Here is a 26,121-nt window from a genome sequence, read left to right as displayed (position 1 = left end):
TTAATCAAATTAAATTAGTTTATTTCATTATACATTAAAATAATTAGTCTTGACTCTATGCTGTGATATCGTTATAATTAACTTACATCCTCTAACCAATTGGCACCCATATAACTTTAAACATATATCTCATCCGTTAAGGATGCACATAGTTCCCCTATGCGCATTCTTTTTTCTTTAATTGATCGACATATTCAGTTTAAACCTTTTCACATAACATTCTCTCCTTGCCAACAACGTCGCGGTTATTCTCCACGGTGAAATAAGAGCTTATGGGCCAACAGAAAAAATTTTCAGCGAGGATGCAGCAGCATATGATCCGGAAGTTTAGAATTTCTTAGCTTATTGGGAGTCTTTCAACTCTTCATTATGCTTTACCTATTTAACTAAAGTACATATCGTCATTTCCGGCTCTTTCTCCAAGCACTCGCCAAATAAAGCCATTGTTGCTTTGATTCCTTCTGACTGTAAATGCTGCTGTAAGAGCGGCATACTTTCCCATTCTTCTACTGACATAAAGATGTTCTTCTCGTTCTCGACTTTAAACAGCTGGTAAACCAGGCAGCCTTCTTCTTTCCGCACATTTTCAATCATCGCTGAGAGTTCCGTCTGGAACTTTTCGATCTTATCTTCTTTAATCGCCATCTTTCCAATAATTCCGATCATAATAAAATCTCGCCTCCTTAATTCCTGTAAAAATCCCCCCTCAACCTCCGGTGGCCGAGGGAAGCAGCAGCAGCGTATCGTTATCCGCAATGATCGCTTGATCCCGTTCACCCGGCGATACATACCGTCCATTGATCATCAGCATGTAGTTTCCTTCCAGGATAGCCTTAAGCTCTTCTTTTTGGATTAACATTTCCCGGATCCCGTGGAATGTTTGACTTTCTTGCCATTCATATTCCCTGTTATTTACCTTAATCATACGTTTACCTCAAATCGGGAATAACGGCAGACGCTTCATCAGTATCATTTTAAGCCGTCGCTGTTGACAAGTACCTTGTTAACTCTAAAGCTTTATAATAATTGTGTGCAGATTTCTTGTAAGACAAGGCGGTCGCTCCTTGCCATCCATGGCATCGCGACACTAGGCCATCCTTGGCCGTCGGAGGCAAGGCATACCGAGCGTATGGCGATTGAAGTCCACGGATGGACAAATGTCGCGCATGCCATGGATGGCATAGGAGCGACAAGACAACGCAGTATTACATGAAATCTGCCGCAAGGATATACAAGAATTAGGGTTGACAAGGTACTAGCGTCTGCCAGTTCATTTTCAGAGATTATATATCTCCTGCATTTCTTCTGTGGTAAGGTCAAAGACGGCCTGTGTATTCTCCGTGGGCTGTTCATACATAAAGTCAGGCAGTTTGTCATCGTCCTTGGTAAATCCGGCTGCTTCGTTCCACGCCCATTCCAATTTTAATGTCTTTCTGCCAATATCCAATACTTTATCATAATCCCACTCGCCGCCAAGAGCACCCTGCATCAACTGCGGCAGTACTTCCGAATACTTCGCTGCGGCCTGCATAATAGCCATCATGCAGCAGATATTATCCAGCATCGTTGCTTCGACTTGCTTCTCCTTGGACAACGCGACCTGACCTTCCTTTTTATGATGTTCCCCAGGACCCATGGTGTTGCCGGACGTATGGTCGGCTCCCATTGGATTTGTCGCATAGGTGATACCCAATCCTTTTAGGTTTCTGGGATCATAACCACCCATCGATTGTTTCTTGACAGTCGGTATCCTCTTGGCGCCTATGGCTACACCCAGGCGATGCGTTCCTTCTGCCAACAGTTTGCCGAGTTCAGTCTTTCCCTCACGCATCTGCTTCATCGCATCCCGTACGCCTTCGGGATCTCCCCAAGGAATCTTCCCTTCATCCATAAGGACACCGATTGCACAGCCGAAATCCATGGCGTCTATTCCCAAGTCATCACTGAAACGATCCATCTCCGCAATCAGATCCAGACTGGTCATCCCGCAGTTTGGCCCACAGACGGCGAATGATTCATACTCGAGGCCCCCGGTTAGGGCTGAGCCATCCGGATTATTGTAGATATTGCTGCATTTAGTCAGACAGCCGTTCTGACAGGCTGTTCCCTGTTTGCCGCCGTATTGATTGACGCGTTCCAGCCATGATTTTATGTTGATTGTTTCCAACATCTCCGGCGGATACATTCGACCGCTGTGATTAAATGTCGGCAGCATCCCAAGCTGTGCGGTTAAATCAATCATCGCATTCGTGCCGATGGCATTGAGTCCTTGCGCAGGTCCAGGTTCTTTAAAACATTCCACAACTGTCTTGTTGGCCTTATCAAATAACGCCTTATCCACGTATGGATATTTTGCACGCTCACTCGGTTTTTCGATCAGAATAGCTTTAATTTTTTTGGAGCCGGCGACAGCGCCCATACCGCCTCTGGCTGCAGAACGGGATGGATGGTGTGTTGTTGCATCCGTCGCTTGCAGTGATGCAACACGAAAAACGCGTTCTCCTGCGGTTCCAATCGTCAGAACATTAATATCTTTCCCGTATTTTTGATGCATTTTTTCAACTGTATCATACGTATCTAACCCCATATACTCATCAGCAAAGATCAACTCCACAGAACTATCGCTGTTTACCTTGAAAATATACCATCGGTCATCTTCCGGCATTTCCTCAAAAATAAGCATTTTAATGCCGTGTCCGACAAGATAGAAACCAACGTTCCCCCCAACGTTTGATTCCTTTATTCCACCGGTAACCGGACTTTTCGCCCCGCAGGAAACTCTGTTTGCAGTTGTTAATGAAGTCCCTGCTAGCATGCCCGTACAGACAATCAGCTTATTCTCCGGCCCCAGAGGATCACACTTCGGATTGACTTCGTCCGTCAGTACCTTAGCAATAATTCCCCTATTGCCAAATTCCCGGTACTCATCTTTAAAGTCCTCTTGTGTGATGGCGTGCGTCCGTGTATTCACCCGATATACTTTAAACATCCCGCTCTCATCCTTTCATGTATAGAACCGATCAGGCGTTATACTCGGTCTTCAGCAATTCCAGTATCTGTTCGACAGTAACCGCTTGGGGAACAAAATTGATGCAGGGGTTTCCAAATGAATCCTGAGCGATAGCCGGTAAATCCGCTTCCTGAATGTTTAATTCTTTTAATGAAGGGATTTTGATTTCTTTGAGGAGGTTACGGAGGTATGCTGCAATAATATTACCGACTTCCTTGGCTGACAGCTCTTTTGCTAACTCCAGACCAAGAGCTTGACCAATCTTACGGGTCTTTTCAGGCATGATTTCCGCACAGTAAGTGATACACATCGGCAGAAGCGGCGCTACACTATTGCCATGCGGTATATGGTATCGGGTTCCAATCGGTGTTCCGACAGCATGCGGAAGATGGGTAAATGCCTGGGTAATCGCCATTCCGGCTAAGGTACAAGCAAAGCTCATCCCATATCTGGCATCAACATCTTTGCCGTCAAGTACTGCAGTTTTTAAGTTTTTCCCAGCTAAGGCAATCGCTTCGAGAGAGATGATATCGGCCATCGGATTACCTGTTCCAGAAGTATATGCTTCAATGGCATGCATCAAGGTATCAACACCGGTCGTGGCCGTGAGGCTGGGCGGTACGGATACGGTCAACAGCGGATCAACAATAGACAAAGTAGGTACAATGGCGGGGCTGAAAAGCGGTGCTTTTTCGCCATTTCTGGAATCGGAAATAGCAGATACGACGCTGATATCGGCTCCTGTCCCGGCCGTTGTTGGAATTAAAACTGTCGGTTTTCCGGGTTTAGACGGTATGCCAAAACCAAAATAATCTTGGATGTTCCCAGGATTGGTTAATAATACATTGATGGCTTTGGCAGAATCCAATACACTGCCGCCTCCGATTCCGACAATGCCATCAACGCCTTCTTTCCGGCCTAACTCACCTGCTTCATTGACTTGGGTGTCGGGGGGATCCGGCAAAACTTTATCATATTCAACCACAGCGATCCCGGCAGCCTGAATATTCTCTATGATCCTGTCGGCCACTCCGAATTTCTTCATGTTTTGATCTGTAACGATAAGTGCTTTTGTAACACCCAATTCCTTTAATTTTTCTCCGGTCTTCGCAGTGGCGTCAACGCCAACCATTACCTTTGTCGGATAATTAATATCAAAAATCATAGTAATGAAACCTCCCTACTATTTCATCATTAGTAGTAAATAAGTCATTGAGTGATTTTTGCTATATAATCTGCCTATTTATTTCTTGTTTAACTTCCACTCATACGTAAAAAAAACCTGACGGTACCGTCCTCCATCTCCACCTCCAAACTGCGGGCATCCTGCACGCAACAGCATTGATTCTTCACTGATTTCAGCCCCCTTATGGTCGCCTTCTATAGTTTCAAGTTAACCGGTAATGGAAAATGTGGCACGAATAAATGTTGCCTTGGAAGAACTATATAGCATAAATCGTGCCACAATGGGAATTGTGCTATTTGGGCAATTTTCAGAAAGAGCGTATTCAAAAACTTTCTCATAAAGAGAGATTTGGTACTATTATGAGACCATCTGAGCCTCAGTGAAAACGTATTGTAAGACAAGGCGGTTGCTCCTTGCCATCCAAGGCATCGCGACACTAGGCCATCCTGGCCGTCGGAGGCGAGGCATACTGAGCATATGGGGATTGACGTCCACGGATGGACTAATGCCGCGGTCACCACGGATGGTGAAGAAGCGGCAAGACAACGCAGTATTACAAATAATCTGCCGTCAGGATGTATAAGATTTAGGGTTAACATGGTACTAGTACAACGTTCTCTAAATAACTGGACATTCAGCTTCATAGCACGGTCTGCGTACCACAATTCCAGCGCCAAGCGGAGCATGGAGGCGAAGCGCAACGGTCCATGGATGGACCTAAGTTAAAATTCGCCAAGGAGGGCAAAAGAATTTTAACTTCCATAATGTAAATTCACGGATGGCGCAAGAGCCGAAAGCGGAATGTGGTGCGTGGACCGGACCCTAACAAATATATTTGTCTAATTATTTAAAAATCATAATACTAGATACTGAACCGATCAAATTTCATGGTTAAAAGATCCATATATAAAATGCTTCTATGTAATGATGCTGGCTTCCCAATCAGGACTTTGACAGCTTCAGCCACCGCCAGGCTGGCGATAGCCGCCGGGGTAAATGCAGGATTGCCCAGTTGCTTTTCGATTCCTTGCCTGTCCTGCCCAAACAGCTTCACTGCAATGTTATCCCCCGGAAAACTGACGCCTACCAGGCCATACCAACCCCCGATTGCTGCGAGTACTAACGGAATGCCCAGATCGTGACAGGTATTCTCCAAGATAAGTCGTGCCTTGCCCGTGTCCAAAGCATCACAAACAAGATCTGCCCCGGCGAGCAGGGAATTTCCTGTCTCTTCCGTAAACCATTGTTCATAACTATCGATCACCGTTTGCGAGTTGACCTTGAGCAGCCTTTCCTTTGCTGCTTTGACTTTGGGTTCACCGATATTGTCCTCAAGGGCAAACAACTGCCGGTTGAGATTACTTATTTCAACGACATCGCCATCGATCAGGATCAGATGCCCGACACCGATACGGGTAAGCTCTTCCGCAAGAAAACCGCCCAGTCCTCCGCAACCGACGATTGCTACAGTGGATGATTGTAATTTCAGTTGGTCCTCTCCCGTAAGAAGGTCAAAATTCCGCTGATAACGACCCGATCGAAGCTTTTTTTCCATGTCTCTGTCCATGATCGATGGTCCTCCTTATTCATTCTTTTTCTGACGTGAGTACATTAACGGTATCATCGATAGATTACCATCGTGTTAACTTCAATATCGCAACACCGCGCTTACAACAGTTTATTATTTATTGATTCTCCCGATACCACTGAACCGTGTCACGGATACCTTCTTCCAAGCCATATTGGCATTCCCATCCTAGCTTAGTCTTTACTTTATTGCTGTTTAAAGCGTAACGCCAGTCATGTCCCGGCCTGTCAGCAACCTTAATGACCGCATCCTCAGGCTTGCCAAGCTGACGCAGGATCATGGCTGCCATCGCACTATTCGAAACCTCTTCTCCGCTCCCCACATTATAAACTTCTCCGAGTTCTCCGGAAAACAATACTTTGGCAATCGCCGTGCAGTGATCGCGTACATGGATCCACTCACGTATATTCGAGCCGTCCCCATAGATAGCAAGCGGTTCATTATTCAAAGCGCGTTTAATGCAAGCAGGTATAAATTTCTCCTCATTCTGATAAGGACCGTAATTATTACAGCAGCGGGTAATCAGCACCGGAAATTGATACGTTCTGGCGTAAGCCCGTACCAATAAGTCAGCGGCTGCCTTCGAAGCCGAATAAGGGCTGTTGGGTTGAATATGGGATTCTTCTGTAACTGGGTCATCAGCAAAACAAAGGCTTCCATACACTTCATCTGTAGAAATTTGAAGAAAACGTTTTTCTCTGGGGATAGTGCCTTTGCCCTCAATACTCCAAAATTCTCTCAGACACTCCAGCAAATTAAGAGTCCCCATGATATTACTTTGCCCAAAAATCATCGGGTCGGAAATACTTCGGTCAACATGCGATTCGGCAGCAAAATTGACCACATAGTCCGGATCGCACTCTCGAATTATCTTTTTTACCTGGCTGGTGGCAATATCTCCCCGGACAAAATAGTACCGTCCATGTCCTTCGAGGTCTTTGATATGAGTATAGTCTCCGGCATAAGTCAGTTTGTCATAATTGATAATAATTGCCTCATTATCCGCTTCCAGAAAATACTTAATAAAATTGCATCCGATAAATCCGGCTCCGCCGGTCACCAAAATGACTCTCATTATAGCTCTACTCCTTTAATTATACGAACATTGAGATGGTATCTCAATGGGATTTTAAAGTTCAATAACGGTGTCATCGCCGAGGAAAAGCATAGTGACTTCATTCTCAGACCCCTTTAACGACACGTTCCTGCCGATCAAGCTTCCAAAAATCTTTTTAGGCACATTCATGATACTGGCATCATTCAGTACAATATTATTTTCGATAGTCGAACCCATAATTTGACATCTCTTGCCTATCGCTGTATACGGACCGATTGTGCTGTCGATGATGACTGCATCGTCATCAATGTGGACCGGGCCAATAATCCTGCTGTTTTTTAAATAGACGTTATTTCCCGTAAGGATTTTCCCAGTCATCAATGAATCATCCAGGATAATACCTTGATTATCCTTATCAGGCAATTCGATATTTTCGATATCGTCAAAGGTTAGACGGTTTGCTTCTAATAAATCCTGCAGTGTACCGGTGTCCTTCCACCAACCCTGAACCAACTCATAAGTTACCCTGCCTCCGGAAGTCAGTTGATTTTGGATTGCATCCGTTATTTCGAGTTCACCGCGTCTAGAAGGTTTAATTCTGCCAATGGCTGTGAAAATGCTTTTATCAAAAACATATACGCCTGTGAGTACCAAATCGCTGATATATTCCTTTGGCTTCTCGCAAAGTGCGGTGATTTCATTATCATTGACAACAGCAACCCCGTATTGGCTGGGGTTGGTCACCCGATCGAGAAGTACCGCTGTATTGGCTCTATAGGTATAAAAATTTTCTATAACACTTTCTAGTCCCATGCTGAAAATATTGTCGCCCAAAATCATCACAAAGTCACTGCCGTCAATAAAGCCTGAAGCCGTACGCACAGCATGAGCCAGTCCAAGCGAACCCTCCTGATAAATATACGTGATCGAAACGCCCCATTGATCTCCGTTACCAAGTGTCTGTTTAACTTGCTCCTGGGTTTCGCCTACGATAATCCCGATGTCATGGATACCTGCCTTAACTACCTTTTCAATGAGATAAACTATGATTGGTTTATTGGCGAGGGGGAGCAGCTGTTTGGCGTTCGTATAGCTGATGGGCCTGAGCCGCGTACCCGTTCCCCCACTTAAAATCAACGCTTTCAATTTTTTACTCCCGCCTTCTTAGGCCTAGCACCTGATTAACTATTTAACCTTTCGCTCACACAGAGTCTTGCTGAAAGAGATACCCTTCAGAATAATACATCGACATAAGAGAGACATGGTACTAGGTTGTCTTTTTTAATATAGTACTCATCAAATATACAAATGGTGACGAACCCAAGGACAACTCGCCCATATAATAAAGTGAACGAGAACCTGTCTGGCCCCATCAATAACGTTAAGCGAGGAGACAACACCATGGCAGCCCCATTAATCAGCTATATCACTTTCAACCGGCTCGGCCTAACAGTGAAGAGCCTGTCCAGTATTTTAAAAAGCAGGGAAGATTTTGAGCTTGCTATCGTCGATAATAACTCCAGAGACGGTACCTGGAATTATATCCAAGAGCTTACTGACAAACGCATAAAATATAAAACTAGGCTTCCTGTCAATCTGGGGCATGTCTACGCTTTAAACCATAATCTTTCCAAGCGGCGTGATAACCAATATTTTATTGCTGTTGAAAATAATGTTATTGTCGAGACGCCAAATTGGCTGACCACTATCATGCGTGCCTTTAGAGTTTTCCCGGATATCGGCTTGCTCTGTATCCATGACAACTTCCCTCCGCCCAACTTGCCGCAAGTCAAGCCAAGGGTCAAGAATGAGATTATCTGTATGGAATTCTCCAAAGAACAGGCATTACCGTCCGACGCGCATGATCATTATGTACCCGGCGATATCCTCTGTCTAAAACCAGATCTTATCAGAAAAATTGGCTATTTTAGCGAGGAAAACTATCATGGCAGCATGGAGCTATTCAACAGGGCAAACAATTATACGCCGCATAAAACCGCAATATTATTAAACGTTGCCATTTCCATCCCTTCACAAGTCACCTGTGCAGAATGTCCCTGCCAAAACATCTGCGAACTTGATACACCACAGAAAACCTGCATCACACTGTACGAAGAACTCAATTCAAATGCCGCGTTTCGTAAGAAATTCTACTGGAAATATAATGAAACATGCAAAGACCTGATCAGCGGTGCCCGTACACCTTACTGTACATCGCAATTCAGCGATGACTCGGTCTCATCTGTGCCCTACAATCTGGACTGGGCTATAGAGAATTTACAATTCTATATCGAAAAAGGAAATTGATAGTATGATAAATCCAATCTATGTAACCCAACCCGCCCTACCCGAACTGCAAGACATGTGTACCATGCTGGAGAAGATTTGGCAGAGCAAGCAGTTAAGTAATCATGGGCAGATGGTGCGTCAGTTGGAAAATAAACTTGCTTCCTATCTCGGAAATGACAATTTATCTGTATTTGCCAATGGCACCATTGCCCTGCAAATCGCTTGCAAAACGTTGGATCTGCGCGGTGAGGTTATTACAACGCCCTTCACCTTCGCCGCTACCGCACATGCCTTGGCTTGGAGCGGTATTCGCCCAGTTTTTTGTGATATCGAAGAAGACAGCTTCACACTGGACCCGAATCACCTGGAAGCGTTGATTACCGAGGAAACAACGGGAATTCTTCCGGTTCATGTTTTCGGTAATCCCTGCCAAATAGGAAAAATTGAAGCAATTGCGGCTCAATACAAGCTTAAAACACTTTATGACGCCGCCCATGCTTTTGGCGTTAAAGCAAGCGGCCGCCCCATCGGGAGCTATGGCGATATTTCCATGTTCAGCTTTCATGCTACGAAAGTATTTCACACCGTTGAGGGCGGCGCGCTGTCCTTCAAAGATCCAGCACTTAAAAAACGAGCAGACCGCCTGCGTAATTTTGGTCTTAATGACGATAATTTGGTTTCCGAACCGGGTACGAACGGAAAAATGAATGAAATACAAGCTGCCGTCGGACTTTTACTCCTTGAAACCGTGACCGAGGAAATCGAAAAAAGGAAAGTCTTGATAACGCTTTACCATCAGCTGCTATCGAATATACCCGGCATTCGTATGATTTTGCCCCAAATAGACATTACACCCAATTATCCCTATTGCGTTATCCGGATCGATTCACGCGAATTCGGCCTTACACGCGATGCCCTTTATCAGGAATTAATGACGCGCAATATCTTTTCACGCAAGTATTTCTATCCGCTGTGCAGTAATTTTGGGTGTTATCGCTCCCTACCCTCGGCTTCTCTTAACCATCTGCCAATTGCGAACAGAGTTGCCGACTCAGTGCTTAGTCTGCCGCTATACGGTAATCTTGCAGAATCGGATGTTGCTCGGATTTGTGATATCATACGCAAAATAAGTAAACAAAGACAAATTAAATAATCGCATCTTTGTTAAGCATAACAATAACCGGAAGCGACTTCGGTAGAAAGGTTGATATTCATTGAATGAGCTATTTTCTGCCCTCAATAGCATAGGATTATTTTTTCTCAAAGATATCGTCATTCCCGCAATCCAATATAAAACAAACGGCCTCTCGCCTGTGGCACCCACTATATCAGATGCAGCAAGTCCTTCTGCACCTTCTGCTCCTTTTGTCCCACCAACGCCTACTGTTTCAGCGGTTCTACTTGAACTCTATAAAACGATGGTTAAATCATTTCCATCGTCCGGACCGCTTGCACCCAATGAACGCCTGTTTCCGATCAAGACAAAGCCGCCTGAACAGTGTAACATGACACCATTAACCCCCTTGGAAAAGCCGGATCCGGCGGAGGTTCATCGCCTGATCATGGATCCCGGGATTGCCGAAGAAATAATTTCACCGGACGCACAGCATTCTCCAGGTACTACCCCGCCTCCGTTTATCAGCTTTGTTACGTTTAACCGAATGGGCCTTACGATTCAGAATATAAACAATATCTTAAACTCGGATGAAAATTTCGAGATGCATATCATCGACTGTAATTCCAAGGATGATACCTGGGAATATATCAAGGGTCTTCAGGACGAACGCATAAAATCAAAGACCCGGTTTTGTGTTAACCGGGGTCCGATCTATGTTTTGAACTATAATCTTAAAAAAAGAAAACCTAATCAATATTTCTTCACCATTGACAGCGATGTCTTTATCCGCACCAAAGATTGGCTAAGCAAATATATAGCCGTATTTGAGGCTTTTCCAGAAGTGGGCCTTCTCGGTGTGATGCGCGACAACCCCTATCCCCGTTATTTGCCCCCAGTTATACCCCGAGTCAAGGGAGATCTGTCCTATCTCCAGCTGAAAAACGCCGCTGTTGATGTTATCATGGATTTCATTCCCGGCTCCCTTCAAGGCTTGAGACCGGAACTATTCGAACAGATCGGCTACTGGAGCGAAGAATGCGGCTACGGTGATGCCGAACTTTCGCCAAGGATTACGCATTACACCTCATATAAAGTGGGTTTCATGACCAACGTAGAGATCGATATGACACAGTCTATAGGCTGTGACCAATGTGCCGCTTTGAATTCCTGTTCTTTAAATAAAAGCGTCAAAACCTGCTTTATGCTCGCCAAGCAAACTAACCGCAACGAAAGCTTTGCTAAATATGCCAAGTGGAAATACCTCGAACTCTTTAATGAATTAGCCGAAGGAAAACGGACAGCGTATTGCGCTTCCCTTCTGGATCCTGCCTCACGGGAAGGACATGTGTATCATGAAACTTGGGCCCTGGAGAATTTTGAATACTACCTCCGCCGCTCAAATTAACTATTTAATATATTTACCATAGCTCCCTAATTGATGAAAGCTATGGTAAATATATACTGTTATCTTAACTTTACATCGAACATATGTTCTGTTATAGTGAGTATATGATATTTAGTGAATATAGGATGTTCACCCTGTCATTTTTCTAAAAGGACGGAGCACAATGAAAGTATATATGCAACCGGTTGAACTTATTGCATGGTTCACCCGTGACGGGATTCCACAGCCTTTAAAATACCGTATCACGGCTGAGGATGGTACCTATCAGATCGTCTCGATCCAGCGTATTGTACACCGTACGGAAGAAAAAACCGCCGGCAATCGTATGCTGATATTTCGCTGTGAAGCAGAAGTCAACAACTTATTGAAGCTATTTGAACTGAAGTTCGAAGTCCAAACCTGCACGTGGTATCTCTATAAAATGTAATTTTTCTAGAAGAAAGTCGATAAATACAGAGAAAGAAGAGCTTCTCCAAAGATCACCGCAGTAAATATCCCAAAAGAAAGAAAAGGCCCAAACGGGATTTCCGATTTCATTGTTCCTTTACGGCATGCTAAAAGAAAAAACGAGAAAAATCCTCCGCACAGAGCGCCGATGAACAAGGCAAGCAGTATCTTTGGTCCCAGGAACACTCCGGCTGCCGCCATTAGCTTAACATCACCGCCGCCCATCCCCTGCGGATAAATAAGCATGATCAGCAGCAGCGGGACAGAGGCAGCCACTAAGCCGATGATCCCCAAGTACCAATCCACCCCGAGATAAACACTCTGGTAAACCGCATGCAATACACCAAGAACAAATATCATGATAACAAGACTATTGGGGATGATCTTGTGCTTCATATCAATAAAGGCCACAACGACCAATAGCGACAAAAGAATAGCGGCAAATAAGCCTTCCACGCTCAGCCCGTAGGTATACCAAGCGAGTAAATACAGAATCCCGTTTAGTGCTTCGACGAGCGGGTATATCGGAGAAATCGGCGCTTGGCAATTCCCACAGCGCCCCCTCAGACAAAGATAACTGAACAGAGGAATGTTCAGATACCACGGGATCAGCGAATCACAATGGGGGCAATAGGAACGTCCCTTGGCGACACTCTTTCCAATCGGAATCCGATAAATGCACACATTTAAAAAACTGCCGATGATCAGGCCATAGATCAAAACAAAGACGGCAACCAATGTATTTTCCAGCACAGTCACCTCATTCCGGCAGGACCATAACCTCTCTGCCCAAGAGGGTCCACAACCTATAATTTATTTCGTAATACGATCTTATAGTTGATTACTTAATACCATGCTATATTTTACCATATCTTTTCTATTTGAACATACCTGTATCAAAAATCTCGTAATCGGCCCGGTGGATATAGAGAGATTTGCCATCAATAATGAGACGTGTCATTTTAGGCAAATCAGTTGGGATTTCCACCAGCACTCTGTCCCCTTGATACACGCCGATTAAAATGCCCATTTGGGATTTAACGATAATTGTCTTCTTTTTACCGATCAGATTAGTGTAGTTGTTCACCGATCTATCCAGGGCAACAAACGTTGCTTTCCCTTGGGTTGTTGCATTTTTGAGGTACTGCAAATCGAAATCCTTGATCATATTGATCCCTTTTTCGGCAAAGATGATTGTCGATCCTACATGAAGAAGCTGCTTTCCTTCCACCGTGATTTCCAGAACCTCTGAAGCATAACCTTCTCCTGTTTCATTGGCATAGTTTTTAAACAACCCGATATTGATATTTCTCCCTTGAGCGGTCAACGTATTATTACCGTAATCGTCATAAGTAAGAATCTTGAAGTTATCCCCTACCAGCGATCCCTGTAGGTTTTCCATAGCGCTTTGAACAGAGGCGCAAGCCGGGAACATGAGGCAAACAGCAATTAGCGCAACCAAAATAAATACCATCTTTTGTTTTTTTTTCATGATAAGACTCTCCCCTCATCCTCGATAACACGTGTATGACAATCTTTACGTAAATATATTATTTGGGGTAGTTTCATGCTTTTCCTTATGCTTTTTATATCTGTTTTCTATATTAGCCGACGCTTGCCGATTTTTTGTTATCAAAATGCTATCAGAAACGCTCCACTATTTCAAGTTTCTAACACACCGCTATTCGTCCAGCATCAGCTTCTTCTTTGAATTTCTGAGCTTGCGAATTTCCTCTCGTTCAATAGTCTGTGCGCTTGATTTCTTAGGGGGTTCCAACTGCTTCATTCGTTCAATACCTGCACTATCCAGCAGTGATCTCATCATTTGTTTAGCGCTGGCATTAAGCCTCAGGAGACGTTCTTTTTGAGGTAACCCCTGGCGGATGAACTCTGCATTCAAGCTTTCCATATTTGACAGAACAATAAGCTGCTGAAGTGATGCCTCGTCACGGACATTTCCTTTAGCGTCAATATTATCCAGTCGCCACTCTTTAGCAGTCATACCAAACAAAGCAACATTCAAAAGGTCAGCTTCATTGGCATAAGTAATATTCTGCTTCTGCGGAGTAACATCCGGTGGGATTAGTACTTCTTTGATGGCGTCCGTATGTATCCTATAATTAATTTTCGCAAGAGCACGGTTGAGATTCCAGCCAATTGACAGGTGGCTATTTTCATCCGCTTTTAAGCGTTGATAATCTTTAATAATGTAAAGTTTAAACTCCGGCGAAATCCATGAGGCAAACTCAAAGGCGATATCGGAATGCGCAAAGGTAGCTGCATAACGGCCTTGCTTCGAAGTCATACCGATAGCTCCTGTTTTTTCAATCCACTTTTTAGGTGTCAAAACGAAACTATTGAGTCCAGCTTCATTTTCAATTGCCTCGAATTCGAGGCAATTGAATTTTGGATTATTTAACCTCTCCCATAAGCCAAGAAATTGAACTACGTTACGATTTCTCATCCAGTTCTGTATCATATAACCAGGGTTTTCGTCTGTTTTATATTTTGCGATATCGGTCAATGAAATATAATCATTCTCATCTTCACTGGAAATAACAGTGATCTCAGTCCCTTTAGCGAAAATAGTATCCTTAAAGTTTTTATCCTTTGGCATCAAATATGCCTCCCTATTCAATATGCGACAAGAAAACTTTTGAATTCTCAAAATATGCTACAGGAAAATAGTACCATATATCGAACATATGTTCAAGAGTTTAAATCTATGCTTTTTTGCAAAATAATAAATCCAGAAATCTATTGCAGGATTTTATTTCATTGCCGCTTCGCCTCTATGCGTTTATATCACTGGTATTACCGACAAAGTCAGTGGCAACCGCCCGGATTTTGACATTGCCGCTCAGCGGGGCGCGTTATACCAGGTGAGCTGCTCGCTTACACCTTGCTGGGAATATTCTCTGACCATCCTGTCATACATCTCCTGGGCTTTAACGTCAACTTCGCGTAAGTAGGCATTTAGCCTTCCAGTAAAAAGAAAAAACTTCACCTTTTCTTTCACTCTTTGCCTTATCCGCCATTTCCTGTACCTTTACGTCACTAATTATCTCATCTGTCCTGTCACCTCCCAAAAACCGGCGCAGCCGGTTATAGTCTTTTTCAACCCCTTGAAGACGTTCGCCTTTTGCTTCACTTTTTTCAAGTCGTTTATATAGGCTTCCGATTTGACTATTCGCCCGATCAAGTTCAATCATCAGCGCTCTTGTCTTTTCAAAGAACTGTGATAAGATACTGCGAATTACAACTTTAAGCTTTTGCACCAATGGCTCTGCAACTTTCTCTCTATAGCTTTTTGCTGACATCAAAGGTCTTGGCTCCTGCAATTGGTATTCCGGGTCATTATCATAATGGCCGGCATTTTGGGCAATAAACCTTTCTTTGCTTTCCGCTGTTTGCAGCTGATCTTGAATATCCACCAGCCGAGAAAGGAAATTGTCAAGCTCTTCCTGCTTGCCGGAAATTGTTTCCTCAAGTGCAGCAACTTCTTTGACGCGCTGGACTTTTTTGTAGTCAACAACACTCAGGTGCTCTTCGTGAGTGCCAAGCTGTTCCCACTCAATGCCGTGGCGCTCCATTACCTCAGAATGGCAGCAACGCAAAAAAGACCTTGCCGACGGGATCATCAGCAAGGCCGAATATATGGAATGGAAACTAATCTGGCCGCAGACTTGCGACGAAGGCTTTATGAAAGAACCAACGAAAAAGTGGCGCAAAGTTTAAGTCGTTAGTAACCGCTAGTACAACATTCTTTAATTCTTTCACAATGACCCAATAGTAGGTCTGGGTGGCACAGTTCCAGCGCCGAGCGGAGCACGGATGCAGAGCGCGGCTTTTTGCGATTTCGCATAAAAAGCCCCAAGGGCCTTGATTTACTGAGGTTCTCGGGGCTGTTGTGTTTCTTATTCCCACTCAATCGTGCCGGGGGGTTTGCTGGTGATGTCATAGACGACACGGTTCACACCGTGGACTTCGTTAACCACCCGATTGGAGATGGTCTCCAGAAGTTCATACGGCAGTTTGGCCCAGTCTGCTGTCATCGCATCGTCGCTGGTGACAGCGCGAAGGATGATCGGATAGCCGTAGGTTCTTCCGTCTCCCATAACACCGACACTGCGGATTGAAGGCAGGACAGCAAAGTACTGCCATACTTCATGGTGAAGCCCTGCGTTAATTATTTCTTCCCGAATTATCGCGTCGGCATCACGTAAGAGCGACAATTTTTCTTCGGTAATCTCACCGATGATACGAATGGCTAATCCCGGCCCGGGGAATGGCTGGCGCCAGACTATTTCTTCCGGCAGCCCTAATTCACGTCCGACTTCACGCACTTCATCTTTAAAGAGCATGCGTAAGGGCTCAATCAGTTCAAACTGCATATCCTCCGGCAGGCCACCGACATTATGATGCGTCTTGATCGTCTCTGCCGTTTCCGTGCCGCTTTCGACGACATCGGGATAGAGAGTACCCTGTACCAAGTAATCGATTTGGCCTAATTTGCGGGCTTCGTCTTCAAATAGGCGGATAAATTCATTACCGATCCGTTTGCGTTTTTCTTCAGGCTCGGATATCCCTTTGACCTTGGCCATAAACCGTTCCGATGCATCAACAAAATCCAAATTTAAACGGAATTTATTGGTAAAGGTCTCTTTGACCTGTGCCGATTCGTTTTTACGCATAAAGCCATGGTCGACATAAATACACACCAATTGATCACCAATCGCCTTGTGCACGAGAACCGCAGCGACAGAAGAATCTACACCGCCGCTTAATGCACATAATACCTTTTTATTTCCGACCTTATTCTGAATCTCCGTGATTTGGGACTTGATAAACGATTCCATTGTCCAATTGCCATGACAACCGCAAATTTTGTAAAGGAAATTTTCAAGCATGGCTTGTCCTTCGGGTGTGTGTTTGACCTCGGGATGATATTGCACACCATAGAATTTCTTTTGGTGGCAGGCTATCGCTGCGACCGGTGTATTCGCCGTATGGGCAGCTCCTTCAAAGCCAGCAGGCAAAACGGTTACAGAATCGCCATGGCTCATCAGACACTGACGCGTTCCCTGAATTCCAGACCAGACGCCCTCATCGGTTTCAATGGTAATTTCGGTAATTCCGTATTCCCGGGCATCGGGCTTTTCCACACTGCCGCCCAGCTGTACCGTCATGAGCTGCATTCCATAACATATGCCCAGGATGGGTACACCTAATTCATAAATTGCAGGATCAATCAAAGGCGCTCCCTCTTGATTCACACTGGCAGGTCCACCCGAGAATATGATCCCCTTAGGAGCCATTTCTCTGATCTTATCAATTGGGGTCCTATATGAGATCATTTCTGAATATACTTTAGCTTCCCTCACCCGACGGGCAATCAGCTGATTATATTGTCCGCCGAAATCCAAAACTAATACTAGATCGCGTTCCATGCACACTATCCTCCATCTGCCTCTATTATTTGTTTAATGCGTTAAGCTTACTGCTCATATATTTCCGGTTTTAATACACCGATATACGGAAGATTTCTGTACAACTCGTTGTAATCGAGACCATAACCGACCGCAAATTCATTTGGGATGACAAATCCATTGTAATCCGGGTGAATGTCTACTTTTCTTCTCTCCGGTTTGTCTAAAAACGTAACAATTTTCAGGCTTAACGGTTGTCTGCCAAGCAGGTTTTCTTTCAGATATTGCAGTGTCAAGCCCGTATCCACGATGTCTTCTACAATGAGAACATGACAATCCTCAATACTGCGGTCCAAATCTTTCAATATCCGAACAGCTCCTGAAGAGTTCGTTGAACTCCCGTAACTGGACACAGCCATAAAGTCGTATCGTATCGGGATCCGTATCTGCCGAATCAAATCAGCCAAAAAAGGCACTGCTCCTTTAAAAATTCCAATGATCAGAAGATTCTTGTCCGCGTAATCATGCGTGATCTGTTCGCCAAGTTCAGCGACTCTTTTCTTAATTTGCTCCTCATTGACAAGGACTTTGGCGATCACTCTTTCCATTTTTATCACTCCATTATGATGATACCATTGCCATATTATATCATACATTTACTATCGATAGTAATCCAGCCCTTTTCCAGATAAATATGTATTTTTATCTGTGAACTGCAAGGGAAGAAGGCTGTGAACTTACGTTATCACAGCCTTCTTCCCTATAAAATATCAGTTATTTTTCACCGAGAATACGCTATTCGTTGTTTCATTCAGATCGACCCGGCGGTTGTATCGTTATTTTCCTGCCAATGTCATTGAACTCCAGAACCAATACCATCGGCTCTTCCGTTTCTTTATTTATTGCTTTGACTTCGGCTTTTATTATTGTTTTTGCACTTTTTGCAATAAAAAGCGTGTACTCAAAATCGGTCCATAGACTTTCCATCAATTGATTCTGAACACTCGGTTTTAGGGTACACACCCAGCATTTCTTACTGTTGACTACCTCTTCGCCTTTAAGCACCACCTCCCCGCATTCCTTTAACTGCAAGGTAGCCATTGGGTCAAGCTCCACCAGGAAAACTTTCTGAACAATCGTCACATCACTAAATTTCAACCATTTGCCGCTAAAGGGATCTTTGTTGTAAAGTACATTATTGACTTGGATCATTTCGACGTTACTTCCTGCCAACTGACCCTGGATCTGGATATTATCGCCGCTTTTGTAACCGGTGATCTGGGTCAGCAGGCGTTCTTTGCCATTGACGATTTGCTGCTGAGTCAAATGATAAGAAAACGAATTGGCTTTATTCAAATTCTCCAGCGCTTGACTCACTAACTGATCCGGGTCAGGCTGACGCAAAACGCCAATCAATACGCCAACGATCAGTATAATACAGACAACAATGGCCCCGATAATTATTTTTTTTCTCATACCCTTGCCTCCCGGCGGAGTTCTTAATTATTACTATGCCCGTCTCTGAAAAGGTATTACTGGAAAATTAATATAACTAAAACGACCCGTAGTTGCCCCGGGCCGGTATAGATAGAATATAAACGATATCAATATGGTGATGATCCATCGTCATGGTGATGATCCATCGTCTTTAAGATACTGCAGGATCATTCTTTTCTGTTGCTTGATGACGTTGTAAATAGAGTTCATCGAGGTACTTGGAGAATAAATCCCCCAGAATGGAACTTTCCAGCGCAAATTCCACTGTGGCCTTAAGGTAACCCAGTTTGTCACCCGCATCATAGCGCTTCCCTTCAAATAAGCAGGCGTAGATAGCTTCATCTCTGCTCTGAGCTTTTAAGGCATCCGTCAGCTGGATCTCTCCGCCAGCCTCGGCTGAAATCCCTTCCAGATAACCAAAAATAGAAGGATTTATGATATATCGGCCCATAATTGCCAAGCGTGATGGTGCCCTATCCGTCGCCGGCTTTTCCACTAGGTTTCTGACTTTTACAACATTCCCATGATGCTCAAGCGGATCAATAATGCCGTATTTGCTCACTTCGCTCTCAGCTACCTGCTGAACACCGATCACCGTCGCCTTTGTCTTAGATGCTAAATCAATCAGCTGCTTCGTGGCAGGAATCTGAGATTTGATTATATCATCACCAAGAAGTACTGCGAAAGGTTCTTTACCAATAAATGATTTGCCGCAGTGAATGGCATGCCCCAGACCCAGGGGTTCATTCTGTCGTATATAATGAATATTCGCCATATAAGATAAATTTTTGATCTTCTCCAGGATATCCAGCTTTCCTGTTTTCTCCAAATGAGCTTCAAGTTCCGGCGAACGATCATAATAATCAACGATAGGCCATTTGCCTCTGCCGGTAATGATCAGAATATCTTCAATACCGGATTCAATCGCTTCTTCAACAATGTATTGGATCGTGGGTTTATCAACGATTGGCAGCATCTCCTTGGGCAGGGCTTTGGTCGCAGGCAAAAACCGTGTCCCAAGCCCTGCCGCAGGAATGATCGCTTTAGTGATTTTCATGTTTTCTCCTCCTGGAAATATGGACTGTAACGCTAATCCTATATATATCATTCAGATATAAGAAAGTAAACATTTTTCTTTATTAATGAAGAGAATGCTGCCAGTCAGCGAATATATTGGCTCACCGGCAGCATCTCTGATAGTCAACACCTACGGCTTCCAGCAGTTCAGCATACTCGCCGCCGATTCCCTTAATTCTGGCCAGGTCCGCATGATTTGCCCATTTTAGAATCAGTTTTTCCGAAATTCCGGTTTTTTCCACCAATGCTGTTCTCCCCTTCTTAAGCGCACACGTTTCCAAAAAAACTTCCAACGTACTTATCCCTGCCGCTCTTAGCTTCATCTCATACGCTTCTCCTATCCCCTCAATCATATTTACCTTTGCCATAACAGATTGCCCTCCTCTTCCTTTATTGTGATTAATAGGTTAATATCCCATGACATCTTCTAATCAGGACATAAAACGATAACAAAAAAACTAAAACCGACTGTTGGCGGTCGGTTACGCTAATTGCTCTTAACAGGAAAAAGCGTTTAATACCCCCTTGTATTTATCGCTTAATCTGGAAAAATGTTCTATTATTCTCATTATAATATATAATTCAGACAGCATCAATGAATATTTTGATTATTCAATATTTACAGTGAATTCCTAATAATTTCATATTTATCGGTATTTTAAGAATGTGAAGAATTTTATTTCGCGTTAGCGACGGTTGTTTTCTAATCAGAGTAATTACGAAAAAGAAGCTCCTCAAAAGTTCCGGTGAACTAGTGAGAAGCTTCTCCTGAGGATTTATATCATTCCCCAATAAGGGGATTATTTTTTGCGCTGATCCTACTCCAATTCGCCCTAAGACTGCCTCAGGCCATTTTCAAGGGCATGGAAGCGCAGTTGTTCCTTGTGATCAAGGCCGCAGCGTTCTTACATCATGCCGCCCATGCCGCCCATGCCACCCATGCCGCCCATAGCAGCAGCAGGATTTTCTTTCTCTGGCAGATCGCAAACCAAGCATTCCGTGGTTAAGAGCATTGCGGAAATGGAAGCTGCATGCTGCAGCGCGGAACGGGTTACTTTTGCCGGATCAACAATACCGGCCGAAATCATATCTTCATAAACTTCGGTCATGGCGTTAAAGCCGATACCTCTGCCGCTGTTACGGACTTTTTCCACGACAACGGAGCCTTCAAGTCCGGCATTGTTGGCAATCTGTCTGACAGGCTCTTCCAATGCTTTGCGAATTATAGCCACACCGGTTTTTTGGTCACCGGAGACATCCAATCCTTCAAGGGCACTAAGTGCATCAAGATACGTGGTACCGCCGCCGGCAACGATGCCTTCTTCAACTGCAGCACGGGTAGCTGCCAGTGCATCTTCGATGCGCAGTTTCTTTTCTTTCATTTCAGTCTCGGTAGCTGCGCCGACTTGTATCACTGCTACACCGCCGGACAGTTTAGCCAGACGCTCCTGAAGTTTTTCTTTATCATAATCTGAGGTAGTTTCTTCGATTTGTTTCTTAATGGTTTCAACCCGGGCTTTAATTACCTGCAGGTCGCCGGTTCCGTCAACAATGGTTGTTTCTTCCTTCGTGACTTTAACCTGACGGCAGCGTCCGAGCATATCCAGCGTGGTATTTTCCAGCTTTAAGCCGAGATCTTCGGTAATAACCTGTCCGCCGGTAAGTACAGCGATATCTTCGAGCATCGCTTTACGGCGATCACCAAAGCCTGGCGCTTTGACACCAACAGCGGTAAAGGTACCGCGGAGTTTATTGACGATAAGAGTAGCCATTGCCTCGCCTTCCAAATCTTCAGCGATGATCAGAAGCGGTTTTCCGGATTGAACCACTTTTTCCAATACAGGCAGGATATCAGCAATCGCGCTGATCTTCTTGTCTGTGATCAAAATGAACGGATCATTCAAAACGGCTTCCATTTTCTCTGTGTCGGTAATCATATAGGCAGAAACGTAACCGCGATCAAACTGCATCCCTTCGACGACATCCAGTTCGGTAGTCATACCTTTAGCTTCTTCTACTGTGATGACCCCGTCTCTACCGACTTTTTCCATCGCTTCAGCAATGAGTGAACCAATGTTAGGGTCAGAAGCGGAAATGGAAGCAACCTGTGCAATCGCTTCTTTACTGTCAATGGTCTTGGCGTTGGCTTTAACATCGGCAACAATCGCTTCAACCGCTTTTTCAATACCGCGTTTAATTTCCATCGGATTAGCGCCTGCAGCAACATTCTTCAGGCCTTCACGAATAATAGCCTGAGCCAAAACAGTTGCTGTGGTTGTGCCGTCTCCTGCAACATCATTGGTTTTGGTTGCAACTTCTTTAACCAGCTGAGCGCCCATATTTTCAAACGGATCTTCAAGATCGATATCTTTGGCAATGGTCACACCATCATTGGTGATGAGCGGAGATCCAAACTTTTTATCCAGAACAACATTGCGTCCTTTAGGTCCTAATGTAACGCGGACAGCTTCCGCCAGCTTATTGACGCCACGCTCCATTGCATGGCGGGCATCTTCATTAAAAACAATCTGTTTAGCCACCTTTGTGTTCCTCCTTATATTTACACAATAAAAGTTTAACTAGTCAATGATGGCCTGGATATCCGATTCTCTCAGGATCAGATATTCTTCACCATCTGCCTTTATTTCTGTACCGGCATATTTAGAATAAATTACGCGATCGCCGACTTTAACTTCCATCGGAATTCTTTCGCCCTTTTCAACTTTGCCGGGTCCCACGGCAATGATTTCACCTTCCTGAGGTTTTTCCTTTGCAGTGTCGGGCATGATGATCCCGCTTTTTGTTTTTTCTTCAGCTTGGATAGCCTTAATGATTACTCTGTCGGCTAATGGTTTTAGGTTCATAAATGATTTCCCTCCTTGAAATCTATTAATAAGCTTTATATTGTTAGCACTCATTTAAGATGAGTGCTAATACCTAGGTATAATAATATGCAAGGATAGAAAGTAATGCAACTCTATCCAAGCATGATTACAACGGATTATGATTGGTTTACTTTATTTTTCTTAATTTCTCGCTCAAATACTATATAGTTAACATTATGTATTTTCTGGAAGAAAATCATTGTCTCTCCATGAAAACCAACTATAGAATAACCGATTTTTTCCTTATTTATGCATCAGTTATCACCGCATAAGGCATTTTAATCCAGAAATATCTCCCCTGTGCGGATCCGCATGAAATCTTCCACCGGCGTGACCCAAAGTACGCCATCCCCATGAGCGCCGGTATGGGCGTTTTGGCGAATAGCTTCTTGAACTTTTTCACTGTCTTCATCGTCGACGATGACTTCGAGCTTGACTTTAGGCAGCAGTCGCACCGAAATCTCCGTTCCACGATATACCTCGGTAATATTGCCTTTCTGCCGCCCCCATCCAAGCACCTGCGATACGGTGATCCCACTGATCCCGATATTACCGAGAGCTTTTTCAACCTGATCGAGCTTATTACCGCGGATCACTGCTTCAATTTTTTTCATTTCGGGATACCTCTCTCATTAATTTTTCATTGATGCGATCCCATTCCAGAGGCGTATTAACATTAAGAAAACTTTGTTCAATTAATTCTCTAGTAGGATTTCCCGCTAATAGTTCAGAGACTCGGGGCGTTTTTGTTCGGCATCCCTTGGGAAGGTCCAACAAACTAAGCTGATCCTCCTGCAGATGTTTTTCTGCCACAGGCAGGATACTTTGATGATAAAAGGCATGCAAGGGATGCAATCGGTCCCAAACATAGGGATAGATCAACTGATAGTCTTCAATCTGACTGTAAATATAGGCGATGGCTTGTCTATTGAGCAAAGGCATATCACAGGCTGCCATAAAAATATACTCGTATTTGGCCAGTGGCAAGATGGAACACAAGCCTGCCAGGGGGCCTTTATTTTTAATTCTGTCCGCAATGACTTGGTACTGTTTTGTATACCCTTCGTATTGATCGGTCTCTCTGCAACTGATGATAACTTCGTTGCAGATACTTCCCATAACTTCAAGATTTCTTTCCAATAACGGCTTTCCCGCTATTTCCAAAAACGCTTTGTTCCGACCCATACGCCTACTCTCCCCGCCAACAAGGAGCACCCCGGTAATATCCAGCTTCTTATGTTCCACGTGCATCTTCCTTCAATAAAATCCATGTCAATATATTATTCTCGTAACCATTAATAATTTAACATATCTGGAAAATATGTAAAGGGAAAACTGTGAATAAAAAAAACAGGAGATGCAGTGAAATAATGACTGCATCCCTATAAGGATAACGATGCTATCTATCATATAGCTGAAAACTACGACTCATCCGATCTAACTAACTATTGCCATCCCGTGCTGTTAAAGTTAATCTCGTTCGATAAGCAGCGAAATACCAACTATGTCCATAGTCTTCATACCTATATCCTGTAATAATATACGCCTATCCTGCAATAATATACGCCCTTTAATAACGGTTCATTATTCTGTTCTTCTTTATACGCTTCTTTGGGGATCGTCTCTTATGGTCATTATGGGACTTTATAAGCAACATCATCCAATTCTATCTTTTGTTCGATGACGACGACTTTGCTTTCATATTTCTGGGTCACTGCAATGAAAACAGCAGCAAGAACTGCAAAGACGAGAAAAATCATACCTACTGCCGAGAAAAGCTGGCGCGTCGTTCCGCCGACCATATTGGCCATCCATACTGCAAAATATCCGGATAGCCATTGACCGAGATAGATTGACATACTCAGCCAGGTTACTGCCATTGTTTTGACTGCTTTCGGCGCGACCTGTGCCACCCGGGTCATCAAATAAGGGAAAATACAGCCCATGGATGCCCCAAGGCAAATCGTACCGGCATAGACCAAGGACATCGTATGTGCCGAACTTAAAATAAAGTAGGAGCACGCCATGAAAAAGAGGCCCAACACTGAGATATACCGTTTCAGAAAGCGGAAAATGTAACCGAAGCCCAAGCTGATAAAGAAAGAAGCTACGGTATTAATCGAAGATGCCATCCCGGCGTCGGCGGAAGTTCCAATCCCTTCACTCATGATGAAGATGGCCAGATTATAAATAATAACCATGGCTACCGACATAAAAATAAGCATTGCCCCGATGGTGAGATAAACAGCATAACCCAGCTTGGGTTTTTCACCGGATGTAGCAGCCTGAATAATCGTCTCATCTTTCTTTTCCGGCGGAAATGCCGGAAGCAGGATTCCCTGCATGACGACAACGATGATAAATATCAGATAGTAATAAAAGGCATGCCGCCAATCCGTGAGCGCCGCATAACCGGCTCCTATCCCTAGCACGAATGAAAATATACCGCCGCAGGCATTGGTCCAGCCAATCAATTTTGCTCTTTCTTCTCCATAGAATAAATGCGCGATAATGGCCGGTGCCAAGGGGTATACGATCCCCATCCCGATTCCTTCACAGGCCCGGAAAGCCACAAGCGCTTCAAGACTTGGTGAGTACATGCTGCCGAAGCCGGACACAACAAAGATAATGCTGCCCAGCATCAAAAGATACTTCTTGCTGATATATTTTGACAAATAACCTGTTATTATAATTGCAGGGATCATGAGCAACGAAGGTAATGAAAGCGTTTGATTTAGCAGACCCGGAGCAGCATCTGGATACTCAGCTGCAATACTTCCCAATAACGGAACCATTAACGCACTGGCTACCATGCCGTCGACGCTGCTGAACAATAGCGCTGCTTTCAACAAAGCACCTTTTGCACCTTTATGAACAGCTTCACTCATTTAGTACGCCCCCAACTCTTATTAGCATTAAAGCATTGACATTTTTTTACTTTCTGGCGTGTTTCGCATTTAATAAAAAAGAAAAACGTTCTCCTTTCAAAAAAATATGCTTCGCTACGTCTGGATTTGGATACAAGATACACCACATTTACATTTCAGCGTGCTTCTTCGAAGCCAGCTTATTATTTGACACATCACCAATAATTGCAATATTTGTGCCAGCCAAAGCAATTATCACTTAATATC

Annotated in this window: 27 protein-coding genes; 5 read left to right on the top strand and 22 right to left on the bottom strand. The window is 44.0% G+C overall.

From position 1 onward, the window contains the following. Nucleotides 1–378 precede the first annotated feature (378 nt). The 7 genes from LPY66_RS05705 to LPY66_RS05675 form a co-directional block, all read right to left on the bottom strand. Nucleotides 379–666, bottom strand: coding sequence for a putative quinol monooxygenase (locus LPY66_RS05705; RefSeq protein WP_337987132.1), 288 nt, complete (start codon nt 664–666; stop codon nt 379–381). Between the two features lie 40 nt (nt 667–706). After that, nucleotides 707–925, bottom strand: coding sequence for a MoaD/ThiS family protein (locus tag LPY66_RS05700; protein WP_337987131.1), 219 nt, complete (start codon nt 923–925; stop codon nt 707–709). 351 nt (nt 926–1,276) lie between these two features. Then, a complete protein-coding gene (locus tag LPY66_RS05695; protein ID WP_337987130.1) occupies nt 1,277–2,989 on the bottom strand; it encodes an aldehyde ferredoxin oxidoreductase N-terminal domain-containing protein in 1,713 nt (570 codons plus the stop codon). A gap of 31 nt (nt 2,990–3,020) precedes the next feature. Beyond that, complete coding sequence (locus LPY66_RS05690; RefSeq protein WP_337987129.1) at nt 3,021–4,175, bottom strand: iron-containing alcohol dehydrogenase; 1,155 nt, start codon at nt 4,173–4,175, stop codon at nt 3,021–3,023. An 883-nt stretch (nt 4,176–5,058) separates the two neighbouring features. Next, nucleotides 5,059–5,763, bottom strand: a complete 705-nt coding sequence (locus tag LPY66_RS05685; RefSeq protein ID WP_337987128.1) for a HesA/MoeB/ThiF family protein — start codon at nt 5,761–5,763, stop codon at nt 5,059–5,061. A gap of 118 nt (nt 5,764–5,881) precedes the next feature. After that, nucleotides 5,882–6,859 carry a dTDP-glucose 4,6-dehydratase gene (gene rfbB, locus LPY66_RS05680; protein ID WP_337987127.1) on the bottom strand — a complete coding sequence of 326 codons (978 nt, stop codon included), beginning with the start codon at nt 6,857–6,859 and terminating at the stop codon, nt 5,882–5,884. Nucleotides 6,860–6,913: 54 nt separating this feature from the next. Further along, the gene (locus tag LPY66_RS05675; protein WP_337987126.1) at nt 6,914–7,987 is read right to left on the bottom strand and encodes a glucose-1-phosphate thymidylyltransferase; all 1,074 of its coding nucleotides are present in this window, start codon (nt 7,985–7,987) and stop codon (nt 6,914–6,916) included. Nucleotides 7,988–8,242: 255 nt separating this feature from the next. Between LPY66_RS05675 and LPY66_RS05670 the strand changes: the two genes are divergently transcribed. The 4 genes from LPY66_RS05670 (at nt 8,243) to LPY66_RS05655 (ending at nt 12,079) form a co-directional block, all read left to right on the top strand. Beyond that, entirely contained in the window at nt 8,243–9,148 is a 906-nt protein-coding gene (locus tag LPY66_RS05670) for a glycosyltransferase family 2 protein (RefSeq protein ID WP_337987125.1), read from the top strand. Between the two features lie 4 nt (nt 9,149–9,152). Next, nucleotides 9,153–10,283: a DegT/DnrJ/EryC1/StrS family aminotransferase gene (locus LPY66_RS05665; RefSeq protein ID WP_337987124.1), complete on the top strand. Its 1,131-nt coding sequence runs from the start codon at nt 9,153–9,155 to the stop codon at nt 10,281–10,283. A gap of 409 nt (nt 10,284–10,692) precedes the next feature. After that, nucleotides 10,693–11,652, top strand: a complete 960-nt coding sequence (locus tag LPY66_RS05660) for a glycosyltransferase (RefSeq protein ID WP_443112475.1) — start codon at nt 10,693–10,695, stop codon at nt 11,650–11,652. Between the two features lie 163 nt (nt 11,653–11,815). Continuing rightward, nucleotides 11,816–12,079, top strand: a complete 264-nt coding sequence (locus tag LPY66_RS05655) for a hypothetical protein (RefSeq protein ID WP_337987123.1) — start codon at nt 11,816–11,818, stop codon at nt 12,077–12,079. A 5-nt stretch (nt 12,080–12,084) separates the two neighbouring features. Here the strand turns inward: LPY66_RS05655 and LPY66_RS05650 are convergent, their stop codons facing one another. The 5 genes from LPY66_RS05650 to LPY66_RS05635 form a co-directional block, all read right to left on the bottom strand. Beyond that, a complete protein-coding gene (locus LPY66_RS05650; protein ID WP_337987122.1) occupies nt 12,085–12,852 on the bottom strand; it encodes a prepilin peptidase in 768 nt (255 codons plus the stop codon). Nucleotides 12,853–12,976: 124 nt separating this feature from the next. Next, complete coding sequence (locus tag LPY66_RS05645; protein ID WP_337987121.1) at nt 12,977–13,591, bottom strand: DUF5052 family protein; 615 nt, start codon at nt 13,589–13,591, stop codon at nt 12,977–12,979. Nucleotides 13,592–13,780: 189 nt separating this feature from the next. Further along, the gene (locus LPY66_RS05640; RefSeq protein ID WP_337987120.1) at nt 13,781–14,716 is read right to left on the bottom strand and encodes a KilA-N domain-containing protein; all 936 of its coding nucleotides are present in this window, start codon (nt 14,714–14,716) and stop codon (nt 13,781–13,783) included. Between the two features lie 243 nt (nt 14,717–14,959). Then, nucleotides 14,960–15,106, bottom strand: coding sequence for a TnpV protein (locus LPY66_RS20970; RefSeq protein ID WP_443112460.1), 147 nt, complete (start codon nt 15,104–15,106; stop codon nt 14,960–14,962). Next, nucleotides 15,054–15,692 (bottom strand): hypothetical protein, encoded by a 639-nt coding sequence (locus LPY66_RS05635; protein ID WP_337987119.1) that lies wholly within the window; start codon nt 15,690–15,692, stop codon nt 15,054–15,056. Before LPY66_RS05635 ends, LPY66_RS20970 begins: the two co-directional genes overlap by 53 nt. On the opposite strand from LPY66_RS05635, the gene LPY66_RS05630 reads away from it, so the two are divergent. Then, nucleotides 15,676–15,837 carry a hypothetical protein gene (locus LPY66_RS05630; RefSeq protein ID WP_337987118.1) on the top strand — a complete coding sequence of 54 codons (162 nt, stop codon included), beginning with the start codon at nt 15,676–15,678 and terminating at the stop codon, nt 15,835–15,837. The genes LPY66_RS05635 and LPY66_RS05630 overlap by 17 nt on opposite strands. A 179-nt stretch (nt 15,838–16,016) precedes the next feature. Here the strand turns inward: LPY66_RS05630 and guaA are convergent, their stop codons facing one another. The 10 genes from guaA to LPY66_RS05580 form a co-directional block, all read right to left on the bottom strand. Then, on the bottom strand, nt 16,017–17,549 hold the full coding sequence (guaA, locus tag LPY66_RS05625; protein ID WP_337987117.1) for a glutamine-hydrolyzing GMP synthase: 1,533 nt from the start codon (nt 17,547–17,549) through the stop codon (nt 16,017–16,019). 47 nt (nt 17,550–17,596) lie between these two features. After that, entirely contained in the window at nt 17,597–18,136 is a 540-nt protein-coding gene (hpt, locus tag LPY66_RS05620; RefSeq protein ID WP_337987116.1) for a hypoxanthine phosphoribosyltransferase, read from the bottom strand. A gap of 199 nt (nt 18,137–18,335) precedes the next feature. After that, nucleotides 18,336–19,004 (bottom strand): hypothetical protein, encoded by a 669-nt coding sequence (locus LPY66_RS05615; RefSeq protein WP_337987115.1) that lies wholly within the window; start codon nt 19,002–19,004, stop codon nt 18,336–18,338. Nucleotides 19,005–19,176: 172 nt separating this feature from the next. After that, complete coding sequence (gene galU, locus LPY66_RS05610; protein WP_337987114.1) at nt 19,177–20,082, bottom strand: UTP--glucose-1-phosphate uridylyltransferase GalU; 906 nt, start codon at nt 20,080–20,082, stop codon at nt 19,177–19,179. Between the two features lie 121 nt (nt 20,083–20,203). Next, nucleotides 20,204–20,470: a DUF4332 domain-containing protein gene (locus tag LPY66_RS05605; RefSeq protein ID WP_337987113.1), complete on the bottom strand. Its 267-nt coding sequence runs from the start codon at nt 20,468–20,470 to the stop codon at nt 20,204–20,206. Between the two features lie 537 nt (nt 20,471–21,007). After that, entirely contained in the window at nt 21,008–22,642 is a 1,635-nt protein-coding gene (gene groL, locus LPY66_RS05600) for a chaperonin GroEL (protein WP_337987112.1), read from the bottom strand. A 39-nt stretch (nt 22,643–22,681) separates the two neighbouring features. Next, a complete protein-coding gene (gene groES / locus LPY66_RS05595) occupies nt 22,682–22,966 on the bottom strand; it encodes a co-chaperone GroES (protein WP_337987111.1) in 285 nt (94 codons plus the stop codon). A 299-nt stretch (nt 22,967–23,265) separates the two neighbouring features. Next, on the bottom strand, nt 23,266–23,601 hold the full coding sequence (locus tag LPY66_RS05590) for a P-II family nitrogen regulator (RefSeq protein ID WP_337987110.1): 336 nt from the start codon (nt 23,599–23,601) through the stop codon (nt 23,266–23,268). Then, complete coding sequence (gene mobA, locus LPY66_RS05585; RefSeq protein WP_337987109.1) at nt 23,588–24,238, bottom strand: molybdenum cofactor guanylyltransferase; 651 nt, start codon at nt 24,236–24,238, stop codon at nt 23,588–23,590. The genes LPY66_RS05590 and mobA overlap by 14 nt, the downstream gene beginning before the upstream one ends. 383 nt (nt 24,239–24,621) lie before the next feature. Further along, nucleotides 24,622–25,875 (bottom strand): MFS transporter, encoded by a 1,254-nt coding sequence (locus LPY66_RS05580; protein ID WP_337987108.1) that lies wholly within the window; start codon nt 25,873–25,875, stop codon nt 24,622–24,624. Nucleotides 25,876–26,121: the final 246 nt, after the last annotated feature.

Source organism: Dehalobacter sp. DCM (genome assembly GCF_024972775.1).
Lineage (GTDB): Bacteria > Bacillota > Desulfitobacteriia > Desulfitobacteriales > Syntrophobotulaceae > Dehalobacter.
This window is presented reverse-complemented; position numbering and strand designations above follow the sequence as displayed.